General features: G+C 69.7%; 22 protein-coding genes and 1 riboswitch. Of the genes, 11 read left to right on the top strand and 11 right to left on the bottom strand.

The features are described 5' to 3' along the window. The first annotated feature begins 106 nt into the window (after positions 1 to 106). Both ABZ914_RS12725 and ABZ914_RS12720 read left to right on the top strand, forming a co-directional pair. Positions 107 to 949 (top strand): PCRF domain-containing protein, encoded by an 843-nt coding sequence (locus ABZ914_RS12725; protein ID WP_500193106.1) that lies wholly within the window; start codon positions 107 to 109, stop codon positions 947 to 949. Positions 950 to 1,145: 196 nt separating this feature from the next. Beyond that, complete coding sequence (locus ABZ914_RS12720; RefSeq protein ID WP_500193107.1) at positions 1,146 to 2,606, top strand: alpha,alpha-trehalose-phosphate synthase (UDP-forming); 1,461 nt, start codon at positions 1,146 to 1,148, stop codon at positions 2,604 to 2,606. On the opposite strand, the gene ABZ914_RS12715 is transcribed toward ABZ914_RS12720, so the two are convergent. Further along, positions 2,587 to 3,198: an ATP-binding protein gene (locus ABZ914_RS12715; RefSeq protein WP_190858694.1), complete on the bottom strand. Its 612-nt coding sequence runs from the start codon at positions 3,196 to 3,198 to the stop codon at positions 2,587 to 2,589. The genes ABZ914_RS12720 and ABZ914_RS12715 overlap by 20 nt on opposite strands. A 198-nt stretch (positions 3,199 to 3,396) precedes the next feature. Between ABZ914_RS12715 and ABZ914_RS12710 the strand changes: the two genes are divergently transcribed. Further along, a complete protein-coding gene (locus tag ABZ914_RS12710; protein WP_190858696.1) occupies positions 3,397 to 3,624 on the top strand; it encodes a DUF397 domain-containing protein in 228 nt (75 codons plus the stop codon). Between the two features lie 57 nt (positions 3,625 to 3,681). Next, on the top strand, positions 3,682 to 5,217 hold the full coding sequence (locus ABZ914_RS12705) for an acyl-CoA synthetase (RefSeq protein WP_500193105.1): 1,536 nt from the start codon (positions 3,682 to 3,684) through the stop codon (positions 5,215 to 5,217). A gap of 110 nt (positions 5,218 to 5,327) precedes the next feature. Here the strand turns inward: ABZ914_RS12705 and ABZ914_RS12700 are convergent, their stop codons facing one another. The 3 genes from ABZ914_RS12700 to ABZ914_RS12690 form a co-directional block, all read right to left on the bottom strand. Beyond that, on the bottom strand, positions 5,328 to 6,878 hold the full coding sequence (locus tag ABZ914_RS12700) for a DHA2 family efflux MFS transporter permease subunit (RefSeq protein ID WP_500193104.1): 1,551 nt from the start codon (positions 6,876 to 6,878) through the stop codon (positions 5,328 to 5,330). 458 nt (positions 6,879 to 7,336) lie between these two features. Beyond that, on the bottom strand, positions 7,337 to 10,582 hold the full coding sequence (locus ABZ914_RS12695; protein WP_500193103.1) for an NACHT domain-containing protein: 3,246 nt from the start codon (positions 10,580 to 10,582) through the stop codon (positions 7,337 to 7,339). A 47-nt stretch (positions 10,583 to 10,629) separates the two neighbouring features. Continuing rightward, positions 10,630 to 11,256 carry a hypothetical protein gene (locus ABZ914_RS12690; RefSeq protein WP_387019543.1) on the bottom strand — a complete coding sequence of 209 codons (627 nt, stop codon included), beginning with the start codon at positions 11,254 to 11,256 and terminating at the stop codon, positions 10,630 to 10,632. Positions 11,257 to 11,550: 294 nt separating this feature from the next. Between ABZ914_RS12690 and ABZ914_RS12685 the strand changes: the two genes are divergently transcribed. Further along, positions 11,551 to 12,423, top strand: a complete 873-nt coding sequence (locus ABZ914_RS12685) for a helix-turn-helix domain-containing protein (protein ID WP_500193102.1) — start codon at positions 11,551 to 11,553, stop codon at positions 12,421 to 12,423. A 33-nt stretch (positions 12,424 to 12,456) separates the two neighbouring features. On the opposite strand, the gene ABZ914_RS12680 is transcribed toward ABZ914_RS12685, so the two are convergent. Continuing rightward, positions 12,457 to 12,714, bottom strand: a complete 258-nt coding sequence (locus ABZ914_RS12680; protein ID WP_500193101.1) for a DUF397 domain-containing protein — start codon at positions 12,712 to 12,714, stop codon at positions 12,457 to 12,459. 403 nt (positions 12,715 to 13,117) lie between these two features. Beyond that, a riboswitch (SAM riboswitch) is annotated at positions 13,118 to 13,207 on the top strand. Positions 13,208 to 13,214: 7 nt separating this feature from the next. On the opposite strand from ABZ914_RS12680, the gene ABZ914_RS12675 reads away from it, so the two are divergent. Beyond that, entirely contained in the window at positions 13,215 to 13,832 is a 618-nt protein-coding gene (locus tag ABZ914_RS12675; RefSeq protein WP_500193100.1) for a GNAT family N-acetyltransferase, read from the top strand. Next, positions 13,829 to 14,455, top strand: coding sequence for a GNAT family N-acetyltransferase (locus tag ABZ914_RS12670; protein ID WP_500193099.1), 627 nt, complete (start codon positions 13,829 to 13,831; stop codon positions 14,453 to 14,455). Before ABZ914_RS12675 ends, ABZ914_RS12670 begins: the two co-directional genes overlap by 4 nt. Positions 14,456 to 14,480: 25 nt before the next feature. Here ABZ914_RS12670 and ABZ914_RS12665 read toward each other — a convergent pair whose 3' ends face one another. After that, complete coding sequence (locus tag ABZ914_RS12665; RefSeq protein ID WP_500193098.1) at positions 14,481 to 15,029, bottom strand: RBBP9/YdeN family alpha/beta hydrolase; 549 nt, start codon at positions 15,027 to 15,029, stop codon at positions 14,481 to 14,483. A gap of 123 nt (positions 15,030 to 15,152) precedes the next feature. Between ABZ914_RS12665 and ABZ914_RS12660 the strand changes: the two genes are divergently transcribed. Then, positions 15,153 to 15,608, top strand: coding sequence for an Lrp/AsnC family transcriptional regulator (locus tag ABZ914_RS12660; RefSeq protein WP_433137633.1), 456 nt, complete (start codon positions 15,153 to 15,155; stop codon positions 15,606 to 15,608). Between the two features lie 7 nt (positions 15,609 to 15,615). Here ABZ914_RS12660 and ABZ914_RS12655 read toward each other — a convergent pair whose 3' ends face one another. Continuing rightward, complete coding sequence (locus ABZ914_RS12655; RefSeq protein ID WP_500193097.1) at positions 15,616 to 16,008, bottom strand: ATP-binding protein; 393 nt, start codon at positions 16,006 to 16,008, stop codon at positions 15,616 to 15,618. Positions 16,009 to 16,194: 186 nt separating this feature from the next. Here ABZ914_RS12655 and ABZ914_RS12650 point away from each other — a divergent pair, with 186 nt between their 5' ends. Then, the gene (locus ABZ914_RS12650) at positions 16,195 to 17,043 is read left to right on the top strand and encodes a helix-turn-helix domain-containing protein (RefSeq protein ID WP_500193096.1); all 849 of its coding nucleotides are present in this window, start codon (positions 16,195 to 16,197) and stop codon (positions 17,041 to 17,043) included. Beyond that, positions 17,040 to 17,369, top strand: a complete 330-nt coding sequence (locus ABZ914_RS12645) for a DUF397 domain-containing protein (RefSeq protein WP_500193095.1) — start codon at positions 17,040 to 17,042, stop codon at positions 17,367 to 17,369. The genes ABZ914_RS12650 and ABZ914_RS12645 overlap by 4 nt, the downstream gene beginning before the upstream one ends. Positions 17,370 to 17,660: 291 nt before the next feature. Here ABZ914_RS12645 and ABZ914_RS12640 read toward each other — a convergent pair whose 3' ends face one another. Beyond that, entirely contained in the window at positions 17,661 to 18,170 is a 510-nt protein-coding gene (locus ABZ914_RS12640; RefSeq protein ID WP_500193094.1) for a DinB family protein, read from the bottom strand. 72 nt (positions 18,171 to 18,242) lie between these two features. Between ABZ914_RS12640 and ABZ914_RS12635 the strand changes: the two genes are divergently transcribed. Next, on the top strand, positions 18,243 to 18,422 hold the full coding sequence (locus tag ABZ914_RS12635) for a DUF397 domain-containing protein (RefSeq protein ID WP_500193093.1): 180 nt from the start codon (positions 18,243 to 18,245) through the stop codon (positions 18,420 to 18,422). A gap of 79 nt (positions 18,423 to 18,501) precedes the next feature. On the opposite strand, the gene ABZ914_RS12630 is transcribed toward ABZ914_RS12635, so the two are convergent. From ABZ914_RS12630 to ABZ914_RS12620, 3 genes are all read right to left on the bottom strand, one after another. After that, positions 18,502 to 19,656 carry a hypothetical protein gene (locus tag ABZ914_RS12630; RefSeq protein ID WP_500193092.1) on the bottom strand — a complete coding sequence of 385 codons (1,155 nt, stop codon included), beginning with the start codon at positions 19,654 to 19,656 and terminating at the stop codon, positions 18,502 to 18,504. Further along, on the bottom strand, positions 19,649 to 20,251 hold the full coding sequence (locus tag ABZ914_RS12625; RefSeq protein ID WP_190858724.1) for a sigma-70 family RNA polymerase sigma factor: 603 nt from the start codon (positions 20,249 to 20,251) through the stop codon (positions 19,649 to 19,651). The genes ABZ914_RS12630 and ABZ914_RS12625 overlap by 8 nt, the downstream gene beginning before the upstream one ends. A gap of 117 nt (positions 20,252 to 20,368) precedes the next feature. Then, positions 20,369 to 21,250: a GNAT family N-acetyltransferase gene (locus ABZ914_RS12620; protein WP_500193091.1), complete on the bottom strand. Its 882-nt coding sequence runs from the start codon at positions 21,248 to 21,250 to the stop codon at positions 20,369 to 20,371. Between the last annotated feature and the right edge of the window lie 55 nt (positions 21,251 to 21,305).

Raw genomic sequence — 21,305 nt, 5'->3', positions numbered from 1 at the left:
GAGCTATGACCCCGCAGGGCAGCCCGCGGGCGTCTTCTCCGTGGGGTCCCGCCCCGTGCGCGCTAATTCCCGCGCGCAGGGGCCGGGGTGTTGCCAGGATGTCCCCATGGACGCGTGGGAGGCGGTGACGGCCGAATACGCCGGTCTGGAGGCGCGGCTGGCCGACCCCCACGTCCATCGGGACTTCCGGCGCGCGCGCAGGCTGCGCCGTTGCGCGGCGGCACTGCGGCCGCTGAACGAGGACGCGCTGCGCCTCCGGGCCCTCCTGGACGATCTGCGGGACGCACGCGGTCTCGCCGCCGATCCCGCCTGGCGCGCCGAGGCCGACCGGATCGAGCGGGAGGCGGCGTCCCTGCGGGCGGACCTGGCCGCCGCCGTCGCCGCCCGCGATCCCTTCGACCCGTACGACGCGATCGTGCTGATCGACGCGGAGGACGGCGACCACGTCCAGGCCGTCGTGGACGCCTACCGGGAGGACGCGCGCGACCGTGGCTGGCGCGCCGAGCACCTCTACAACGACCCGCCGCCGCACTGGGCGATGCTGGAGGTCACGGCGGGGGAGGAGGGGCCCGGTCCGTGGTCGATCCTGAAGGCCGGCAACGGGCCGGCGCGCACGGCCGACGGCCCCGGCGCCGGCCCTGTGCGCGTCACCGTCTTGCCCGACGCCGAGCCCGCGCCCGTCGACCCCGGGGACGTCCGCATCGACCTGTACTGCACCCGGGAGCCGAACGCCCAGACCATGCTCCGGGTGCTCCACGAACCGACCCGCATCGGCGCGTACGGACGCGACCCTGACCCCGCGCGCGCCCAGGCGAACGCCATGCGCGTGGTGTCGGCTCAGCTCGCCGCCCTGGAGAGTGCTCCGGAGGGCCGTTACCAGGCGGTTCCGCAAGCACCGGGCGGGCACTTGCGCCTGCGGGCCGCGTCGGCCCGGGCTGCGTCAGTGTGATCTACACAACTTTTTCTGGCCGCCGCACAGGGAAGGTGACATTCGGGTAAACAACCGTCACCAGCCTGGAAAGGGATATGGTCCGCTCCAAATCCGGGCCGTGGGCGCCCCGCCTCCCTGACATCCCGGTTTGCTGTCATCGGGTCTTAACGTCGAACTGACACAATGTTCCCGATGACCGTTTCTGGGCATGGTGATGACCGAGAGTTCCTGGAGAGGCGGGTCGCTGGTGTCGCGCGGTAGTGAGTTCGTTGTGGTGGCCAATCGGCTTCCGGTGGACCGGAACGTCGGGCCGGACGGGGTTCCGGCATGGCGGCGCAGCCCCGGCGGGCTCGTCAGCGCCATCGCCCCGGTGATGCGGCGCAGGAACGGCACATGGATCGGCTGGACGGGCGCGCCCGGCGAGGAGCTGGAGCCGTTCGAAGAGGACGGCATGTCGCTCCACCCGATCGCGCAGTCCGCCGAGGAGGTCGCGCTCTATTACGAGGGCTTCTCAAATGCCACGCTGTGGCCGCTCTATCACGACGTGATCGCCCCGCCCGTCTACGACCGCGCCATGTGGGACGCCTATGTGCGCGTGAACCGGCGGTTCGCGGAGGCGGCGGCGAAGGTCGCGGCCGACGGCGCGATCGTCTGGGTGCAGGACTACCAGCTCCAGCTCGTCCCGGCGATGCTGCGCGCGCTCCGCCCCGACCTGCGCATCGGCTTCTTCCTGCACATCCCGTTCCCGCCGGTCGAGCTGTTCTGGCAGCTGCCGTGGCGGCGGCAGATCCTCGAAGGGCTGCTCGGCGCGGACCTGGTCGGCTTCCAGCTGCCCGGCGCGGCGGCGAACTTCGTGCGGCTGTGCCGGCGGCTGCTGGACACCCGCTACTCCAAGCAGGACGTGTTCTGGGACGACCGGGTCGTGCGCGCCCGCGCGTTCCCCATCTCGGTGGACGTCGGCGAGCTGAACGAGCTGGTCGGGCGCCCCGACGTGGCCGAGCGCGCGCAGGAGATCCGCGGCGACCTCGGGGACGCGACGGTGCTGCTCGGCGTCGACCGGCTCGACTACACCAAGGGCATCACCCAGCGGCTGCAGGCGTTCGGGGAGCTGTTCGGCGACGGCCACCTCAAGCCGGGCCAGGCGGTGTTCGTGCAGATCGCGACGCCGAGCCGGGAACGCGTGGAGCAGTACCAGCTGCTGCGCGAGGAGATCGAGCAGCAGGTCGGCCGGATCAACGGCGAATACGGCGAAATCGGCTTTCCGGTCATTCACTATCTGCACAGCTCGTACGACCGCGCCGAGCTGACCGCGCTCTACCTGGCGGCGGACGTGATGGTCGTCACGCCGCTGCGCGACGGGATGAACCTGGTGGCCAAGGAGTACGTGGCCTGCCGCCGCGACCTGCGCGGCTCGCTGGTTCTCAGCGAGTTCGCCGGCGCCGCCGCGGAGTTGAAGCGGGGCGCCTTCCAGGTCAATCCCTACGACATCGACGGGTTGAAGGGCACGCTTCTGGCGGCCCTGAACGCCGAGCCCGCCGAGCAGGCCCGGCGGATGCGGTCGATGCGCCGGCGGGTCATCGAGCACGACGTGGACCGCTGGGCGCAGGACTTCCTCAGCGAGCTGGAGCGCCCGGTCCGGTCGGTGCCCTCGCCGGTCAGCGCCGCGGAGGGCTGACCCGCAGGTCGAAGGAGGCCCACACGGCCTTCCCTCCGGTGGACAGCCGCGCCCAGCCCCACGCGTCGCTGACGCCGCTCACGACGAGCAGGCCCCGGCCGCCTTCGACGAAGCGGTCGGGGTCGGCGGGCAGAGCCTCGGGCGCGCGCGCCCCCGGGTCGGTCACCGTGACGACGAGCCGCCGCGGGTGCCCCACGAGGACGACCTGGATCGGGCACAGCGGCAGCGGCTGAGGGAGCCCCTCCAGGCCGTGCCGCAGCGCGTTGGTCACCAGTTCGGAGACGGCGACGACCACGTCCTCGGCGCCCTCGCCGAGGCCCCACTCGCGCAGCGTGGCCTGGGTGAACTCGCGCGCCGTGCGGGGCGCGGTGATCTCCGCGGGCAACACGCGGCGCGCGGTGCGCGGGGTGCCGGCGTACGCGGCGGGCCACAGCCCGGCCAGGCCGGCCGCGGCCACCGGGGCGCTCGCGGGAGTGTTCGGTCGCGCGGGCGGCGGCGGAGCGTCCGGCCAGGGCGCGTGCACGGCGTGCCGCGGTCCGCGGCCGCCCCTGGCGGCATGGGCCGCGACGTCGTCTGCCTGGTCAACGGTCATTTCTCGAACCTCGAAGGCGTGCTGGGTCGGTACCGGCGAGCGTTCGCTATCTTGCTCCCCAAGTCGTGCAGATGCAAGACCGTCTGCATGAACGAATGCAAGAACGAATGCACGTGCATCTCGTACCATGGTGTGGGGTGGGGCGAGATCGCGGCCTTCCCGTCAGGGGAGGCTGAGACGCCTGAGGGGGCACAAACGATGGACGGCCACCAGATGTCGGACTGGCGCGACGGGCTGGTCTGGCAGAAGAGCCGGCGCAGCAACCCCAGCGGGAACTGCGTCGAGATGGCCGAACTCCCGAACGGGGAGATCGCCGTGCGCAACTCCCGGGACCCGGAGGGGGCCGTGCTCGTCTACACGCGCGAGGAGGTGGAGGCGTTCGTGGGCGGAGCCAAGGACGGGGACTTCGACCACATGCTGGTCTGACCGTCCCATAAACCGAACGGGATTCCATTCGCCCGTCCGGGCCGGTAGCGTGCGGCCATGCACCTGGGGCACGTAGCGGCGCAGACGCCCGACAAGCCCGCCGTCATCATGGCGGGCTCCGGCCGGGTCGTCACCTTCCGGGAACTGAACGACGAGTCCAACCGGCTCGCGCGACTGCTCCACGCGGAAGGGCTCCGGCCAGGGGACCACATCGCCTTCATGCTGGAGAACCATCCGCTCTACCTGGCGGTCGCCTGGGCCGCCCAGCGGTCCGGGCTCTACTACACCGCCATCAGCTCCCGGCTCCAGCCCGAGGAGCTCGCCTACATCGTGGGCAACTGCGAAGCCAGGGCCTTCATCACCAGCGCGTCGATGGAGGCCGCCGCGCAGGACCCGCCGGACGTGCCGCTGCGCCTGATGCTCGGCGGCACGGCACCGGGCTACGACTCCTACGAGGACCGCGTCGCCGCGCACCCGGCCGAGCCGATCGAGCACGAGTGCGAGGGGCAGGACATGCTCTACTCCTCGGGCACGACCGGCCGCCCCAAGGGCGTCAAGCCGCCGCTCACGCAGGCCCCCATGGGCACCGCCGGCCCGCTCTACACGCTCATCACCGGGCTGTTCGGGGCCGGCGAGGACTCGGTCTACCTGTCCCCGGCGCCGCTGTACCACGCCGCGCCCCTGCGCTACTCGCTGGTCTTCCAGCGGTGCGGCGCCACCGTCGTGGTCATGGAGAAGTTCGACGCCGAGCAGGCCCTCGCCGCGATCGAGAAGTACCGCGTCACGCACAGCCAGTGGGTGCCGACCATGTTCATCCGGATGCTGAAGCTCCCGGACGAGGTCCGCGCCAAGTACGACCTGTCGAGCCTGGCCTGCGCCGTGCACGCCGCCGCGCCCTGCCCCGTCCCGGTCAAGGAGCGGATGATCGACTGGTGGGGCCCGATCCTGCACGAGTACTACGCGGGCACCGAAGGCAACTGCTTCGTCTACACCAACTCCGAGGACTGGCTGGCGCACAAGGGCACGGTCGGGCGCCCGATCCTCGGCGAGATCCACGTCCTGGACGAGGACGGCGCCGAGCAGCCGCCCGGCACCCCCGGCACGCTCTACTTCGGCGGCGGGCCGAAGTTCGAGTACCACGGCGACGAGGCCAAGACCGCCGCGTCCCGCGACCCCTGGGGGCACGGCTGGACGACCCTCGGCGACATCGGCCGGGTCGACGAGGACGGCTTCCTCTACCTCACCGACCGCCGCTCCTACATGATCATCAGCGGCGGGGTGAACATCTACCCGCAGGAGGCCGAGAACGTCCTCGCGGTGCACCCCAAGGTCGCCGACGTCGCGGTGTTCGGCGTCCCCGACACCGAGATGGGCGAGGCCGTCAAGGCCGTCGTCCAGCCGTCGTCCATGGCGGACGCGGGCCCGGAACTGGAGGCCGAGCTGATCGCCTACTGCCGCGACCACCTCGCCCACTACAAGTGCCCGCGCTCCGTCGACTTCCGGGCCGAGCTCCCGCGCCACCCCACCGGCAAGCTCTACAAGCGCCTGCTCCGCGACGAGTACTGGAAGGACCAGAGCGCCGCGACCGCCTGACCGCGGCGTTGGAACCGTCCATGGACGGCGCTGAGAGGCCCCGCGAACGGCGAAAGCCCCGGTCCGGGAACAGGTTCCCGGACCGGGGCTCGGCAGACGCCAGAGGCGTCCTAGTGCATCGCGATCGGCACTTCGGGCTTCTCCGCGGCGGCGGTGGTGTCCGGCCGCCTGCGCGGCAGGAGCAGCGCCGGGATGAAGGCCAGCGCCAGCAGCGCCACCGCGTACCAGTAGGTGTGCTGGAACGCGTCCGCCATCGGCCCGGCGATCTTCTGCATGATCGCCTCCGGGACCTTCTGGCCCGGGTTCGCCTGGCCGCCCCCGCCGAACGGCTTGAGGTTGGACGCCAGCTTGTTGGCCAGCAGCACCGAGATCAGCGCGGTGCCGAGGGACGTCGACACCTGCTGGATGATGTTCAGCATCGTGCTGGCCCGCGGAACCTCGTCGTGCTCCAGGGTCTGGATCGCGGCCGCCATGGTCGGCATCATCGTCATGCCCATGCCGAGGCCCATGACGAACAGCACCGCGCCGAGCGCCCAGAAGGACGTGTCGGCCTCCAGGATCGCGGCGAAGCCCGCCACCGACAGCACCACCACGACCAGGCCGACCAGGACCACGCGGCCCGGGCCGATGCGGTCGGTCAGCTTGCCGCCGATCGGCATGGTGACCATGGCGCCGAGGCCCTGCGGGGCCAGCAGCAGGCCGGAGTGCAGGGCGCCCTGCCCGCGCACCGTCTGGTAGTACAGCGGCAGCAGCAGCATCGCGCCCATGAACGCCGCCATGAACAGCACCATCGTGCCGGACGCGGCGACCACCGAGCGGCGCTTGAGCAGCCGCAGGTCGATCAGCGGGCTCTTGGCGTTCAGCGCCCGGAACACGAACGCGATCACCAGGACGGCGCCGACCACCGTGGGGATCAGCCCGTCCGGCTTGGTGAAGTCCTTCAGCTCGGCGCCCTTGGCCAGGCCGTAGATCAGGGCGGCGAGGCCGGGGGACAGCAGGACCAGGCCCAGGATGTCGAGGCGCTCGGCCCGCTGCGGCTGGTCCTTCTTCAGGATCCGCGCGGACATGGCCAGCGCGACGATGCCGATCGGCAGGTTGATGAAGAAGATCCACCGCCACGACACGTCGTCGACCAGCCAGCCGCCGAGGATGGGGCCGAGGATCGGGCCGAGCAGCATCGGGATGCCGACGACGCTCATCACCTGGCCGACCCGCTTCGGGCCGGCGGCCTGCGTCAGGATCGTCATGCCGGCGGGCATGATCATGCCGCCGCCGAGGCCCTGCAGGACGCGGAACACGATCAGCGAGGTCGCCGACCAGGCCAGCCCCGCCAGCATCGAGCCGATCACGAACAGCGCGATCGAGATCATGTAGAGCCGCTTGGTGCCGAACCGGGCCGCCGCCCAGCCGGTGATCGGGATCACCGTGGCCAGCGCGAGGGTGTATCCGGTCGCGACCCACTGGATGGTCGCCAGCGGGGCGTCGAACTCCTTGGTCAGGTCATTGATCGCGACGTTGACGACCGTGACGTCGAGGATGGACATGATCGCGCCGAGGACGACGCACATGGCCACCGCGAGCACGCCGCGGTCCAGCCCGCCGCCAGGGGCCGAGTCCTCCAGCGGGCCGTCCGCCGTCTGCGAAGACGCGGGAGCGGTCAACTCTCTTCCAATCGTCAGGGCCCGTGCACGCGGGCACGCAAGGACCGGGGAACGTTCTCGGGGATACCGCAGCAAAATACTGCAGAGACTGACACTTTCGCGAACGAGTAAACTTCGCGGCCTTCAGGACTATTCCAGGAGGGTCCGACAGTCTGACCGGGGTCTGTGCTGCTCCCCGGCGTCCAGCGTCCGACCTCGACCGCACTCGAGGTCAACACAGTGTGACGCATCCGACATCGAGGTCTCCCCCTCCCTACAGAGCGTTCCGAAGCGGACGCACAGGCAGACCAGCGCTCTACGAAGAACTCATCGCCCGTATGCCGAAAATTCCCGACAACTTTCCGTAACCACCCACCCAGCCCCACCCGCACCGCGATGGCGCCGCCCGCGCAGGCCGCCCCGGCCCGCCGCGCACGTGCGCTGACGCGGCGGCCGCCGAGGGAAGCGGACCGGTCGGCTCAGGAGACCTTCAACCGCCGCCCTAGCGCCTCGGCACCCCGCACCTCCTGCCCCGGAGCGATGTAGACGGTCAGCTTCCGGTTCCTGGCAAGCGGCGACAGGTCGAGCCCCGGCGCGGCGTTCTGGAGGTGAAGATGCCGTAGGCGCGGCAGTGATCCGAGTGGCCGAAGATCCTCAACGAGCCCGCAGCGCCGAAGCCACAGCCTCGAGAGCCGGGAGAGCGGCCGCATTGGCTCAAGATCGCGGATGTCGGTCTCGTCCATGCTCAGCCATTCGAGCGAGGGCAGCGACGCGACCGTGTCGAAGTTGTCTGCGCGGCGGCAGCCGTCCATGTGCAGGTTGATCAACGGGAGACCTACCAGGGGGCGGAGGTCGGTCACCCAATCACAGTTGCTCAAGAAGAGTTGCTTCAGATTAGGAGCGGCGTCGCAGACCTCGTCGAGGCCCTCGACCAGGTTGGAGTCGCTGACTCCAAGCGACCGTAGGGACCCCATGCCGGGAATGACGCCGATGGTCGTGAGCTGCGAGCAGCCGTGCATCAGAAGGTTGGTCAGTTTACGCTGGCGCTGCAGCGGAGAGTAGTCGGCGACTTCCTGACAGTCGTTTAGCCAAAGCGTGGCGAGCTGGGGGATGGCGCGGAGGAAGGCCAGGCTCTCGACACGGCAGTTCACATAGAGCTGGCGCAGCTCCCGGAGTGTCGAGAGAGGCTCCAAGTTGATCGCGCTCTTTGAGCGCAGTGAGAGCGAGGTGAGGGTGCTCGCATGCGGGCCGAGGAAACCTAGCTCGTAGGCATCGCTCAAGTCGACAGTGAGGTCCGCTAGCGGTGACACTCTGTCCAAGGCGCTCAACTGGCTGCCGTGGGACACAATGAGCCGCCTGCCGGCGGGGAGCTTCCCAAGGACGTCGACGGCGAACTCCTCGGCGTCGAAATACTTCCATGCCTTCGCCACCTGCTCCTGCACATCCCAGCGGATGTCCGGGGCGTAGCGGGCCAGGACGTCGAGTGCCTGTGGCCCATTGATCAACCATGCCACCTCGACCGTCGCCCTGGCGGCCGCTTCGGTGAGGCCGTCCAGGGTTTGGGGGAGGCGGTGGAGGACGGGTTCGCCGCCGGTGGCGAGGGAGCGGGCGGAGGCTTCGTCGCGGGGCGGGATGAGGTCGTCCAGGCAGCGGTCGAGGTCTTCGCGCAGGTCGTCGGGGACGGAGGGGAGCGTCTCCAGGCAGGCGACGGCGACCAGCTTCAGGGCGCGGGCACGCCGCTTCTCCGTGTGCGCACGGGCGAGGATGCCTGTGAGCAGTTCGCGGCGTAGGGGCTCGTTGGCGTGGCCGGCGGCCATGATGACGGTCTCGCGCCAGGTGTCGCGGTGGGCGTTCTGGACGAGCAGGTCCATGTCGCCGAGGTCGGCGGCCTGCTTGGCGGCGAGGTACTCCTGGACGGTCCGGTGGACGAAGTCGATGCGTCCGGGCACCGGTTCGCGCAGGACGCCGCTGCGCTGGAGCAGTTCGTCCAGAACCTTCTCCGCCGGGACGCGGACCTGCGGCATCGAGGCGAGCCGGTCCGCGACCAGGCGTTCGACCATCGGCTTCGGCAGCTCGACACGGGCGCTGGTCGAGAGGTGCCAGGCGATGTCCTGGAGGATCCGGATCTTCTGGTCGCGTTCGAGGACGCTCGGGATGCCCCGTTTGGTGTCCCGTGTCTCCAGCAGCATGTCGAGCGCGGCCGTGTAGAGGCCCATGCGGTTGCGGGGGAGCGCCTCGCGGTCGAGGTTGAGCGCGCAGAGCATCGCGGCGAGCAGTGGGCTGGACGCGAGAGTCCGCAGGTGAGGGGCCGCTTCGAGGCGTGCGAGCAGCCGGGCCTCGTAGGACGGCAGGCGTTCCGGCGTGCACGGGATGTCGGCGCAGTCGCGGACGGCGTTGTGCCAGTGCTGGACGAGCGTCCGCACGTCCGCCGGAGCGAGCTGCTCTAGGAAGGCGGTCGCGAAGCCCTCGGCACGGAGCCAGTCGGAAGCGGCGGCGGCCGGACGCGACGTCACGATGACGCGGATGCCGGGGAACTCGGTGACGAGTCCTTTCAGCCATTGCCGGACGGCCTGCCGCTGGGCGCTTGTCACCTCGTCGACGCCGTCCACGAGGAGCAGTGCACGGCCGGACAGCAGCCGCCGGTGCACCCAGCCGCGCGGCATGATCCCGGCGAGGTTGCCGGCGACGTCGTCGAGGAACTCTTCCGGACGCGGCAGCGCGCCGCCCGCGTGGCTGCGGAGCTTGATGAGGAAGGGGACGGAGCCGTTCCACTCGCTGAGCGGGCCGGTGAAGGATCCGCGCGCCGCCGTGATGGCGAGCCACCGCAGCAGAGTGCTTTTGCCGCCGCCCGCTTCGCCGCGCAGCAACATCAGCCGGTGGTCGCCCAATGCGGCCTCGACGCGGACGGCGCCCGTGCGCGCCTGGTCGCGCCATTCGCTGAGGGGTACGGCCTGCGGCGCCCGGTGCAGGCTGCGCGCGCTCTCGTCGGAGACGTTCAGGCTGATGTAGGCGACGCTGAGCGTGGTCTGCGGGCGCGTGAGCCGCTCGAACCGGACGCCGAACAGTTCCAGCGTGTCGAGGGATTCGCTGATGGACGCGAGGTAGCGGCGCGTGAACTCCTCGTCGTCCGCCTCGCCTTCGGGGGCGGTGAGGGTGCGTGCCGGAAGCCGGGCGAGGACGGCTCCGACCTGGTCGGCGAGCCCGCTGAGCCGTCCGAGCATCTCGGCGGACGCGCGCGGCGCGAACTCCGGCAGGTGGATGACGATGCGCGCCAGGCAGTCGCAGCACTCGTCGAGTATTACTTCGTAAAGGTGGGCGCCGACCTCGCCCAACTCGAACTCGGCGCGCCGCGCGGGAAGCCGCGACCGCAGGCCGCGCGCGAGCTTCACCGGGTCGGCGTCCGCCGCGAAGAGGGCGTCGTCCGAGAGGTCGGCGTTGTCGAGCGTCCGGACGACCTCGAACAGCGCGGCGTCGCGGTCGCCGTCGGTGAGGCCGCCGAATTCGGTGCCCGCGAACGTCAGGAGCCGCTCGGCCACCGCGTCGGCGATGCCCTCGAACTGCCGCTGGACGCGCCGCCGCTTGATCTCGTCCGGGAACCCGGTCCTGATCAGTTCGGTGAGGTCCTTGCCGGCGGCGTCCCTGGTGGAGCGTCCGGCGAGCCATCGCCCGACGGCCAGCCGCGCCACCGACGCCCCCACCCGCAACGCGGCCACCTCGACGGACATGGCACCTCCGCTTCAACCGGCTGAGCCATTATGGCGAGAACGCCGTCTCACGCGACCGCCATTGTCCGGTCCTCGGGCGTTCCCGAAGCCTCTTGCGGCACATGGACGAATCCCTGGCGCCGCCGCGAGGCGACCGAGACCCTCAGGTCAGGGCGGTACGCCGCAGGGCATATCCCGTCGTATCCATGCTTGACGATTCCCCAGTAGATGTCCTCGGAGACCGCGAGAACGAGCGGTGAAGTGCTCGACCGCAGGCATTTCTTCAGTCTCGGCGCGTCCAGTAATCGGCAGGCCAGGTCGATGGCCTCGCCGAACGGACCGTTCTCGTCCCGGTGGATCTCACCCGCGTGCACGACGGCTCGCAGGCGCATGCACCTGCTCGGCCGGTCCGCCGCCGAAATCGACTCGTTGTAGTCGGCCAGCTGCCGGGCGAGGGTCGGGACGAGACGGGAGAGCAGCCGGGTCTTCGGCAGCTCGTCGACCGGATGGAACAGGGCGAGGACGCCGTCTCCGCGGTCCTCGAACGGGTCGCACCAACGCTCGTCGATGCCCGCGGACGCCATGGCCCGCTTCACCTGGCCGTAGATCTGGCTCCGCAGTTCCTCCTTGATCGGGTTCGTGCGGAGCACCCCCGTCGAGTTCTCCAGGTCGACGGCCAGAATGCTTCTGTGCACCGGGTTGCCGCTCACCTGAGCGCCCCCAAATTCGCTCTGCTGTTAGATCCTCCGGCAATAGTCTGCAACCGGTTCTCGAAGCCGTGCAAGGTGCACGGCGACATGCATGGCCCGTGGATCGCCTCTGTATCCGTCTGGCAAGGTTGACGACTTCCAGTGAGACAGAATGATGTCAAAGGTGGGGAACCGCTTTTCCGCGAGGTCTGGTGATCCAGGGAGCGCGCGGTTATCGTTGCCCTGCAACGTGCAGATCGGCCCGGGCCGGAAGGCCGAACCGATTCGCCGGGAGGCAGGGTGGCCGCAGCCCCGACCGTCCGCCGTCGCCGCCTCGGCATCGAGTTGCGGAGGTTGCGGGAGCGACTCGGCCGGACGGTCGAGGAGATCGCGGATCGGCTCGACTGGTCGGCCTCCAAGCTGAGCCGGATCGAGAACGCCCGGATCGGCGTGCGGGTCTCGGACGTTCGGCTGCTGCTGGAGCTGTACCGGGTGGACGAGGGTCACAAAGGCGAGGTGCTGGCCCTCGCGCAGGCCGCCACGGAGCAGGGCTGGTGGGCCGAGTACCGGGACGTCCTGTCCGGTGAGTTCGGTACCTATGTCGCGCTGGAGGACGAGGCGCATACTGCCCTGACCTTCGGGACGTACGCCATTCCTGGACTCCTGCAGAACAGAGAGTACGCCCACCGGATATTGGACAGCGGCCGGATCATCGCCGTTTCCACGCCGCGGCAGGTCGAACGCCGGCTGGATCTGCGCATGCGACGACAGGAGATATTGCGCCGCGAGAATCCGCTGACCCTCTCCGCCGTGATAGATGAGTCCGTGCTGTTGCGCGACATCGGTGGCCGCGACATCATGCAAAGGCAGATGATCGATCTTCTCGACCTTGCCGAGTTGTCGAACGTGCACGTCCACGTGCTGCCGCTGGATGTCGACCGGGAACCGATTTTCTCGGACACATTCACGCTTCTCGAGTTCGCCCCCGCCTACGATGTCGTCTTTCCGGATGTCGTCTACTTGGACAATCTCGTGACCATGGCGGTACTCCAGGACGACGGGGCCACGCACACGTACCGATTGTGCTGGGACGCGCTCAGGTCGGTCTCGCTCTCCGCCGAGGAGTCCCGGCGCCGGATCGCGCGGGCGGCCGAGGAGTGGGAGCCTCGCTGACCCCTCCGACCTGCGCCGGGACGTCCACGGCGGTCAATGGCCGGTACGGTCGATGATCTCTTGGAGCAGCGCTGAGAACCGCTGGCGGGAGAGGGGCAGGACCACCTCCGGCTGTGCGGAGTCCCGCAGCCCGATCAGCTCAGAAGAAAGCCGGCTCACCTCGACGCAGTTCGTCTCTCCCGTGCACTCCGTGGTTCCCGGGCAATGTGAGCCCTTGCGCCAAGCCGGATCGGGTGCGCCTGACGCGGGCCCGCCGGCACTTCCGTTGTTCTCATCCGTCGATGCGGGCATGTCCTGGTCCCTTCGTCGCGACCATGACGCGGGGGTCCGCGGTCGGCTAGAGGTTAGCGACCTGGACGCCGGTTTCGCGGGAGTTTGCTCCAGCATTTCGGACATTGATCAGCTGTCTAACTACTGTAAAATCGGACAGTTGGCAATAAACCAAGACCAATGGTGTGGGCGTCGAGTTGAGGACGGCGAACCGGAGGAGACGACGGGATAGTAGCGCGTAGCGCCTCCCGTGCAATGACCACCGGGACACTTTTATGTCGACGGTTAGACCTTGAGGTGAGAATCTCAATCGAGAACGCATCGGTGTACCGGTGACGGGATGTCCGTCGGTGGTGACGGGGAGGCGAGGCGCCCGGAAACGTGTTGACGGGCGGTGGTGGTGCGGGGCAGGATCTGGGCGTTGTGATCATCTAGAGGACCTGAGGGACCTGGCCCTGGGACGGTCCGGCAACCTGCCTTCGCGGCAAGGTGCCAATGCCAGGAGCGATGAGGAGAAGCTCATGGGCGTACGCCTTGATGTTCCTGTGCTGGCCGGGACGCTCGTCCGGCTGGAGCCGCTGTCGTTGGAGCATGTGCCGCAGCTGGCGGAGGCCGCCGAGGAGAACCGGTCGTCGTACGGGTTCACGCTGGTGCCCGGGGCGGCGGACATGGAGTCCTATGTCGCCGGGCAGCTCGCGCGGCCCGGGCTGACGCCGTTCGCGCAGGTCAGGCTCGCGGACGGGAAGGCGGTCGGGCACACCGGCCTCTGGGATCCGCGGACGTGGCCCGGCACGGACCGGCTGTGCGCGATCGAGATCGGCTGGACGTGGCTGGCCGCGTCCGCCCAGGGCACCGGCATCAACGTCGAGGCGAAGAAGCTGCTGCTCACTTACGCCTTCGAGACGCTGGGCGTGGCGCGCGTCGATCTCAAGACGGATGCGCGGAACGAGCGGTCGCGGCGGGCGATCGAGCGGCTCGGCGTGCACTTCGAGGGCGTCCTGCGGAGCTGGTCGCCGTCGTGGGCGCCGGGCGAGGAGGGCACGCTGCGCGACTCGGCGATGTTCTCGGTGGTCGAGTCGGAGTGGCCGTCGGTGAAGACGGCCATGACGAACCGGCTGGCGGGGACCGTCGCAAGGTGACGGCGAGCGGGTTTCCCGGGCGCGTGCCGGTGCTGGACGGGACGGTGGTTCGGCTGGAGCCGCTGTCGATGCGGCATGTGTCCGAGCTCGCGGAGGCCGCCGAGGAGAACAGGTCGTCGTACGGGTTCACTCCGGTGCCCTCCGCGGCCGGCATGGAGGCGTACGTCTCCGACAAGCTCGACCGTCCTGAACTCATGGCCTTCGCGCAGGTCAGGGTGGCGGACGGGAGGGCGGTCGGGCACACCGCGCTGTTGCATCCGCAGCCGTGGCCTGGCCGGGACCGGTTGTGCGCGGTCGAGATCGGGTGGACGTGGCTGGCGGCGTCCGCGCAGGGCACCGGCATCAACGTCGAGGCGAAGAAGCTCCTGTTCGGCTACGCGTTCGAGACGCTGGGCGTGGCCCGCGTGGAGCTGAAGACGGATGCGCGGAACGAGCGGTCGCGGCGGGCGATCGAGCGGCTCGGCGCGCATTTCGAGGGCGTCCTGCGCAGTTACTCGGAGTCATGGGTGGCCGGTGAGGAAGGCGAGTTGCGCGACACCGCCGTGTTCTCCGTGATCGCCGCCGAGTGGCCGTCCGTGGAGACGACGATGGCGAACCGCCTGGCAGAGGCCGTCCAGCCCTGACAGCACCGCGACCTGTGGTGGGCGATCAGTGCCGGGTCAGCGAGTTCAGGAGTTCGCGGCCGTGCTGCCAGGAGCCCAGGTCGCTGGCGGAGTTGATGTGTCCGCATGTGCCCACCAGATGAAATCGTGCCTCCCAGCGCGCCGCGAATGCGGCGGCCGTCTCGGGAGTGCAGTACGGGTCGTCGGCGCTGCCCACCACCAGGGCCGGGCACGGCAACGGCTGCGCTGACACGTCGGTGAACGTCGAGGCCGCCTGGCGTGGGAACGCCGGGCCCGCTGGGTCGGGCGGCGCGACCAGGAACGCGCCGCCTACCGGGCTTGAGGGATTCTTGAGCAGCCAGGCGGACGCCGCCCAGCAGCCCAGACTGTGGCCTATCAACACGACCTGGCCGTCCTCCCGCGAAGCGTTGTCGTACGCCTGCTGCACAGCGCCGACCCAGTCGTCCAGGTCGGGGGCGGACCAGGAGGCGGGGGCGATCCTCGCCGCCGAGGCGCCCCACTCCCGCTCCCACAGGGTCTGCCAGTGCCGGCCGTCCGAGCCGTCGATGCCCGGGATGATGATGTACGCGGTCACTGCCCACCACCGTTTCACTCGTCGCCCCCTGCGATCATGAGGGCGCTTGACGCGGATTCTGGTGGATGCATCGGGGCGGCGGCCGTGTTGCAAGTGATCTCAAAGAAGATGGTGCGGACGACAATGGAATCACTCGACCGGATAGACCGTGACATCCTCGCCCTGCTCCAGGCCGACGGTCGGCTGACCGGCGCGGAGGTGGGACGCCGCGTCGGGCTCTCGCAGCCGGCGGCCAGCGCGCGCATCCAGCGGCTGGAGAAGAGCGGCGTCATCACCGGCTACCGGGCCTTGGTCGACCCGGAAGCCCTCGGCCTGAACATCCACGCGGTCGTCCGGCTGCGCACCACGCACGCCCGGCTCTCACCCGCCCTGGACTTCGCCTCCCGGACGTCCGAGATCACCTCCGTCCTCAGGGTCACCGGGGAAGACTGCCTCATCTTCGACGTCCACTGCCCGCAGGCGGGACGGCTCGAAGAAGTCGTCGACGCGCTGGCCCGGTACGGCCCCGTCACCACGTCACTCGTGCTCCGCGCCTATCCGCCGAAGCCGCTGACCGACGCCACGCCGGCGGCGTCTTGATCCGCGGCTACCGGAGCTCGAACCAGACGGCGTGGCCCTCGGCGCGCGGTTCCATGCCCCACGCTTTTGCGATGGACGCGACGATCAGCAGGCCGCGGCCGGTGACGTCCAGCTCGGCCGCCTCGGCGACGTGCGGGACGGTCGCCGCCCGCCCGTCGTCGATCACCTCCATCCGGACGGTCCGCGCCGAGTAGGTCACCTCCACGCGGATCTGGCCGTCCCGTCCCGACTCGGTGTAGCGCAGCGCGTTCGTCAGCAGCTCGCTCATGCAGAGCGCCGCGTCGTCCAGGCACGGATGCTCCAGGCCCAGCACGTCGCGCAGCCAGCGCCGCGCGTGCCCCACCGCCCGGTCCATCCCCGGCAACAGAAGCGCGTCGAACCTCATGGCCGGCGCAGTCATCGCCCACTCCCTTCGCATCGCTGTCGCCGAAAAGAATGAGCCGGACGTCCGCCGCCGAACGATGCGTTCGCCGTCCTCGTCCGCAGGTCCTCGGGCAACAGTGACTCAGTCACTTTTGACCGAGGCACTGTTGCCGCCTTCGTTGGAAACCTTCAGCGTCACGCAAAGTCAAGGCATGATTACTCCATGGAGAACGCGCAGCGCCCGACCATGCGAAGCCGCAAGCTCGGCCAGCGCCTTCGCGCCATCCGTGAGGAGCGAGGGCTCACCCTCCAGAAGGCCGCCCGCCTGCTCAACCGCACCCCGTCCTCGCTCAGCAAGCTCGAAACCGGCAAACGCGGCATCCGCCGCCCCGCCCTGGAGCACATGCTCGACCGCTACGAACTCACCGACCCCGACGAGCGCCAGTACCTCTTCGACCTCGCCCGAGACTCCGGCAAGAAGGGCTGGTGGCTCCGCTACGAGGGGAAAATAGCCCCTTCAATGCTGGATTACATCTCGATTGAGGCAGAGGCTACGTCTAGCAGGACTTTCCAGCTCCATCTAATTCCCGGGCTCCTGCAGACTGAAGACTATGCCCGTGCAGTCATTGGATCCACGATTTCTATGGGCGATCCCCATGACGTCGAGGGGCTCACTGAGCTGCGTATGCGACGTCAGCAGATCCTCTACCGTGATGCACCTCTCCGTCTCTGGGCCATCCTCAGCGAGGCGGCGCTCTACCAGCAGTTCGGGGGTGTGGAAGTGATGCGTCGACAGCTTCAACGTCTGCTAGATATGGCAGCCTTGTCGAACGTGACCTTGCAACTACTTCCGTTCACTGCGGGAGCGCATCCTGGTCACAACGGTTCGTTTACTACCCTGGCGACTGAGGATTTGTCTGTTGTTCTTGTCGAGAACCAGACCGCAGGGTGGTATCTAGAAGATCTTGCGGATATCCGCTATCACGATGTGGTCTTTGACCATCTGCGAGCCGCCGCGCTTGCGCCATCAGACTCCATAGCGATGATCGAGCGGCTAGTGTCAGCACCATGACCAGCAAGGATTTTTTGTTCTCCTCTTGGCGGAAGAGTAGCCACAGCGGCGGTGGCGGGTCAGAGTGTGTCGAGGTTGCTGCCGCATGGCGCAAGAGTAGCCACAGTGGGAGTGGAGGCTCAGAGTGTGTCGAGGCCGCTCCTGCCTGGCGGAAGAGCAGCCGCAGCAGCGGCAGTGGACAGTGCGTCGAGGTGGCGGCGGGGGAGCGTCGGGTGGCGGTGCGGGACTCCAAGGATCCGGACGGGGCGGTGCTGGCCGTCGCGCCGTCCGGGTGGGCGTCCCTGCTCGCCGACGTCAAGGCCGGTTCCCTCGACCTAGCTCGCTGACGCGGGCACCTAGGTCGTGTCCGGCGGGATCCTGGGTGAGGTCGCGAAGCCAGATCTTGCTGGAGGCGATCGCCTTGATGCCCCGCCGGCGGAGATGGGCGCGGCGGGCCGGCTGGAGTAGGCCTTGTCGGTACAGGGTCCCTGACCGGCCCCCGCGGCTTCCCGTACGTCCACACCCGTACAAGAACATCCAACCCCGCCGTAGTACCACCGCTAGCACGCACGGCCGTCACGAAGAGCCGCTTTCCAACGAACGGCGAGATGGTGTGCCAGCCGGGGGTGAGAAGGGCCTCAAGCGCCGACGGTGCCGTCGATGGCTTCGCGGATGAGGTCGGCGTGGCCGTTGTGTCGTGCGTACTCGTGGATCATGTGCAGCATGACGAAGCGGAGCGAGACGTTCTCGTTCCAGCGGGGCTGGTGGACGACCAGATCCAGCGACGGGGCGGCGTGCTCGATGCGGCGGGAGTGCTCGACTTCGGTTCGCCAGGCGGTGAAGGCTTCTTCGCGGGTGCAGCCGGTGGGGTCGTAGGCGGTCTGGTAGTCGTCGGCGTGGGACCAGACGTTGGGCAGGTGGCGCTCGCCGTTCACGGTCTTGCGGAACCAGGTGCGTTCGACCTCGGCCATGTGACGGACCAGCCCGAGCAGCGAGAGCGCTGAGGGTTTCGACGCTTGCACGCGCAGGTCGTCGTCGCTCAGGTCGTCGCATTTCCATGCGAGGGTGGCGCGGTGGTAGTCGAGGTTGGCGCGGAGCAGGGCACGTTCGTCGGCGATCAGCGGCACATCTGGGCGTTCGGTGGTCACCGGTGTCAGCCTAATGACTCCCGCCACATCAATGATCGATAAGGCCGCATCGGCGTTGGCAGTGGCATCGTCGTGCTCGGGGCTGATCGCGAACTGCGCGAGATCTCCAAGTGCGGCTCTTGGGGGCGGCACCGGCGGGTGGCGGTGCGGGACTCGCGGGATCCGGACGGGGCGGTGCTGACCGTCGCGGCGTCCGGGTGGGCGTCCCTGCTCGCCGACGTCAAAGCCGGTTCCCTCGACCTCACTCGCTGACGCGGGCGCCTAGAGGCGGATGCGCGAAGCATCCGCCCCTTTCCCCTGCTCGACCGTCAACATGGGCGGCCGGAGGGGGTCAGTTGGTCGCGGGGCGCCGGTTCAGGTTGAGGATCCACTTGGGCAGGAGGCTGTCGCGGGGGGCGTTGGTCCACTCGGCCGCCTTGACGATCTCGAAGAACTGGCGGGTGCCCGGCCGCAGGCCCGCGTTCTTCGGACCGGGGGTCACCACGATGCCCTGGCTGGCGGTGAGCCGTCCGGTCTCGGGGTCGATGAGCAACTGCCACTCGATCGTGCCGTAGTCGCGGGTGGTCTGCCTCATCGCGACGCCTCGTCCCGGGTGTCCGGCGGCGTCGGTGCCGTTGATCGTCTTGACGTCGCGGAGTCCGGCGAGCATCCGGTACGTGGCGATCCGGACCCGGTCGGTGACCGCGCGGTCGGCGAGCAGGGAGGGGGCGTTCAGGAAGAGGTAGAGGTCCGGGGCGCGCAGGCGCCGATGGTCGAACTTCGTCGCGTAGTTCAGGAGCCATGCGCGCAGCTTGGACGGGTTGGCGGGGAGCCGGCGCGCGGCGTCGACGCCGAAGTCGAGTTCGGCGCCCTCCTGCAGGAACGGGCTGCCGACCTCGTCGTCCAGGTCCCTGATGCCGAGCTGCGCCGCGTCGGGTCGCCCGTCCGCCTTCCAGGCCTTGCCGTCGGCGGGCGTCGCAGGCCGGACCGCGACCTTCTCGCCGTCCCAGCTCAGACTGGTCGGCGCCTCCAGGTCGCCGCCGGGGAGCGAGCCGAAGTCCTTCGCCGACTTGGCGCTGAGGATGTAGGCGTCCTTGGTGGTCTGCACGGTGTAGTGGGCGCCGTGATGACGGGTGGACGGAACCACCACCGACTTGCCTACCACGCGGTGGACGTACCACAGGCGCCCGTCGGAGGCGTGCCGTGTGCTGGCGTCCGCAGCGGCGAGCAGGAACGTGGACGCGGGTCCGTTCTGCTCGGCCAGCGGTTCCGGATGGTAGAGGGGCCGCGTCTCCCCTCGGTATGCCGTCCATGAGGCGGCGGCGAGCGCGCATGCGGTGGCCGCCGCGACCAGCGCCGCCCTCCGCTTCGGCTGGAAGAGCCGTGCGAGGCGGCGGCGGGGGGCGGCGGCCTCGGCCAGGAGGCGGCGGCGGGCCGCGTGCGCGGTCTCGGGGGACGGGGGGCGCTCGGCGGTGTGCATCCGGCTGATGAGGGTCAGATCATCCACGGTCGTCCTCCTCGTCGTGTCCCGATGCGCGCAGTGCCGCGCGGACCTGTTTGCGGGCGCGGCTCAGCCGCGAGCAGACCGTCCCGTAGGCGATTCCGAGGGCTTCGGCGACCTCCGGGTAGCTGAGTTCGGCCAGCGCCACGAGGAGCAGGACGTCGCGGTCGCCGTGCCGCAGCCGTGCGAGGGCCGGGCTCAGGCCGAAGCTCGCGGCGTCCACCGCCGAGGTCACGCTGCTCTCGTGGCTCTCGACGACGTCGGCGGTGCGCATCCGGGCCATCGCCTTGTAGCGGCGCAGCTCGTCGCGGCGGTGGCGGCTGATCAGCCGGGTCGCGATGCCGTACAGCCACGGGCGCGCCGAGGTGTGCGCCGGGTCGAACACGGCGCGGCGGCGGAAGGCGATCAGGAACGTCTCGGCCGCGATGTCGTCCGCGGCGTCCGCGCCGAGCCGCCGGTCCACGTAGCGGTGGATGTCCCGGTAGTGCCGGTCGAAGAGATCCGCGAACCGTTCGGGGTCGCGCCGCGCGGCGGCGATGACGTCGGCGTCCGACGGCTCCGGCTCCGCCGGGGCGCCCGTTTCGGAGGGGGCGCCCGTCACGGCTCGTCCCGTGGCGCTGGGGGAAGGGTCATGCGGGACCCTTCTGGAGGCGTGGAGGGGGGTCACGTCCTTGATTGCCCGGAGGCGTCCCACCCCTTCTCGCGGCAGGACGGTCGGTCACAGGTAGTGGCCGCTCGCCAGGTAGGGGGCGGGGGCGGGCATGCCGCGGACGGCGATGTAGCCCTCCTGGCCGATGTCGAGGCGGGCGGCGAGGCCGACGTCCACCGCCCAGTGGTTGCCGGTGGTGATGCAGTTGACGAGGGTGTCCCCGCGCGCGGCGGCGAGCGCCTCCCACAGCAGGCTCTCGGCGGTCTCGGGACGGTCGGCGGCCAGCAGTGCGGGACGTCCCGCGGCCTCGTCGATGTAGACGTAGCCGCGCCGGCCGGGCGCGTCGGAGACGACCAGCCGCAGCGTCTCCAGCATGTGGACGTGGTCGGGGCCGTGGCCCGCGCCGCGGACGGCGGTGTCCAGCCGGTCCATCCACTCCAGGTCGTCGCTCCGCCCGTCCCGCAGGCCGCGGACGGCGGGCAGCGTGGACCGGTCGACGGTGCCGACCATCCGCATCTGCGGGTGCAGGGTGAAGCCCGCCAGCCGGTAGCGGCGCGTCGCCGCCGGATGCACCGTCGAGGAGAACAGCCCTGGGCGGTCGCCGGCGTGCCGGAGCACGGCGTCCATCAGGCGCTTGCCGATGCCCTTCCCCTGCCGGCCGGGCAGGACGCCGTAGGTCGCCAGGTACCAGAGCCGTTCGCGGTTCTGGGAGACGGCGAAGCCCACGACGTCCCGGCCCTCTTCGGCGAGCCAGCAGCCGTCCGGGTCGACGGTCAGGAAGTGGCCCAGGCGGTCGATCAGGCGGCGGGACTGCTCCTCCGTCGGCGGTTCCGGGTCCGGTTCGCCCACCCGCCGGCTGAGGCGGTCGCCTTCGAGGAACGTCACCGCCGCCGCGCGCTCGGTCGCGACGAGGTCGTCCCGCGACATGCGCCTGATGCGTACGGGGTCCATGCAGGCATGATCACGCCAGGGGCGGGGCGGCGCACCTGATTATTCGGGTGCCGTG

The organism is Spirillospora sp. NPDC046719, from assembly GCF_040645715.1.
GTDB lineage: Bacteria > Actinomycetota > Actinomycetes > Streptosporangiales > Streptosporangiaceae > Spirillospora.
Note: the sequence above shows the minus strand (reverse complement) of the source record. Positions and strands in the feature narration are given on the sequence as shown.

Coding starts and splice junctions, on each gene's coding strand:
- ABZ914_RS12680 (WP_500193101.1), bottom strand. CDS start 12,714: ATGCCCGCATCGACGGATGAGAACAACGGAAGTGCCGGCGGGCCCGCG.
- ABZ914_RS12620 (WP_500193091.1), bottom strand. CDS start 21,250: ATGGACCCCGTACGCATCAGGCGCATGTCGCGGGACGACCTCGTCGCG.
- ABZ914_RS12710 (WP_190858696.1), top strand. CDS start 3,397: ATGGACGGCCACCAGATGTCGGACTGGCGCGACGGGCTGGTCTGGCAG.
- ABZ914_RS12695 (WP_500193103.1), bottom strand. CDS start 10,582: ATGTCCGTCGAGGTGGCCGCGTTGCGGGTGGGGGCGTCGGTGGCGCGG.
- ABZ914_RS12655 (WP_500193097.1), bottom strand. CDS start 16,008: ATGACTGCGCCGGCCATGAGGTTCGACGCGCTTCTGTTGCCGGGGATG.
- ABZ914_RS12715 (WP_190858694.1), bottom strand. CDS start 3,198: ATGACCGTTGACCAGGCAGACGACGTCGCGGCCCATGCCGCCAGGGGC.
- ABZ914_RS12725 (WP_500193106.1), top strand. CDS start 107: ATGGACGCGTGGGAGGCGGTGACGGCCGAATACGCCGGTCTGGAGGCG.
- ABZ914_RS12720 (WP_500193107.1), top strand. CDS start 1,146: ATGACCGAGAGTTCCTGGAGAGGCGGGTCGCTGGTGTCGCGCGGTAGT.
- ABZ914_RS12660 (WP_433137633.1), top strand. CDS start 15,153: ATGGAATCACTCGACCGGATAGACCGTGACATCCTCGCCCTGCTCCAG.
- ABZ914_RS12705 (WP_500193105.1), top strand. CDS start 3,682: ATGCACCTGGGGCACGTAGCGGCGCAGACGCCCGACAAGCCCGCCGTC.
- ABZ914_RS12650 (WP_500193096.1), top strand. CDS start 16,195: ATGGAGAACGCGCAGCGCCCGACCATGCGAAGCCGCAAGCTCGGCCAG.
- ABZ914_RS12675 (WP_500193100.1), top strand. CDS start 13,215: ATGGGCGTACGCCTTGATGTTCCTGTGCTGGCCGGGACGCTCGTCCGG.
- ABZ914_RS12645 (WP_500193095.1), top strand. CDS start 17,040: ATGACCAGCAAGGATTTTTTGTTCTCCTCTTGGCGGAAGAGTAGCCAC.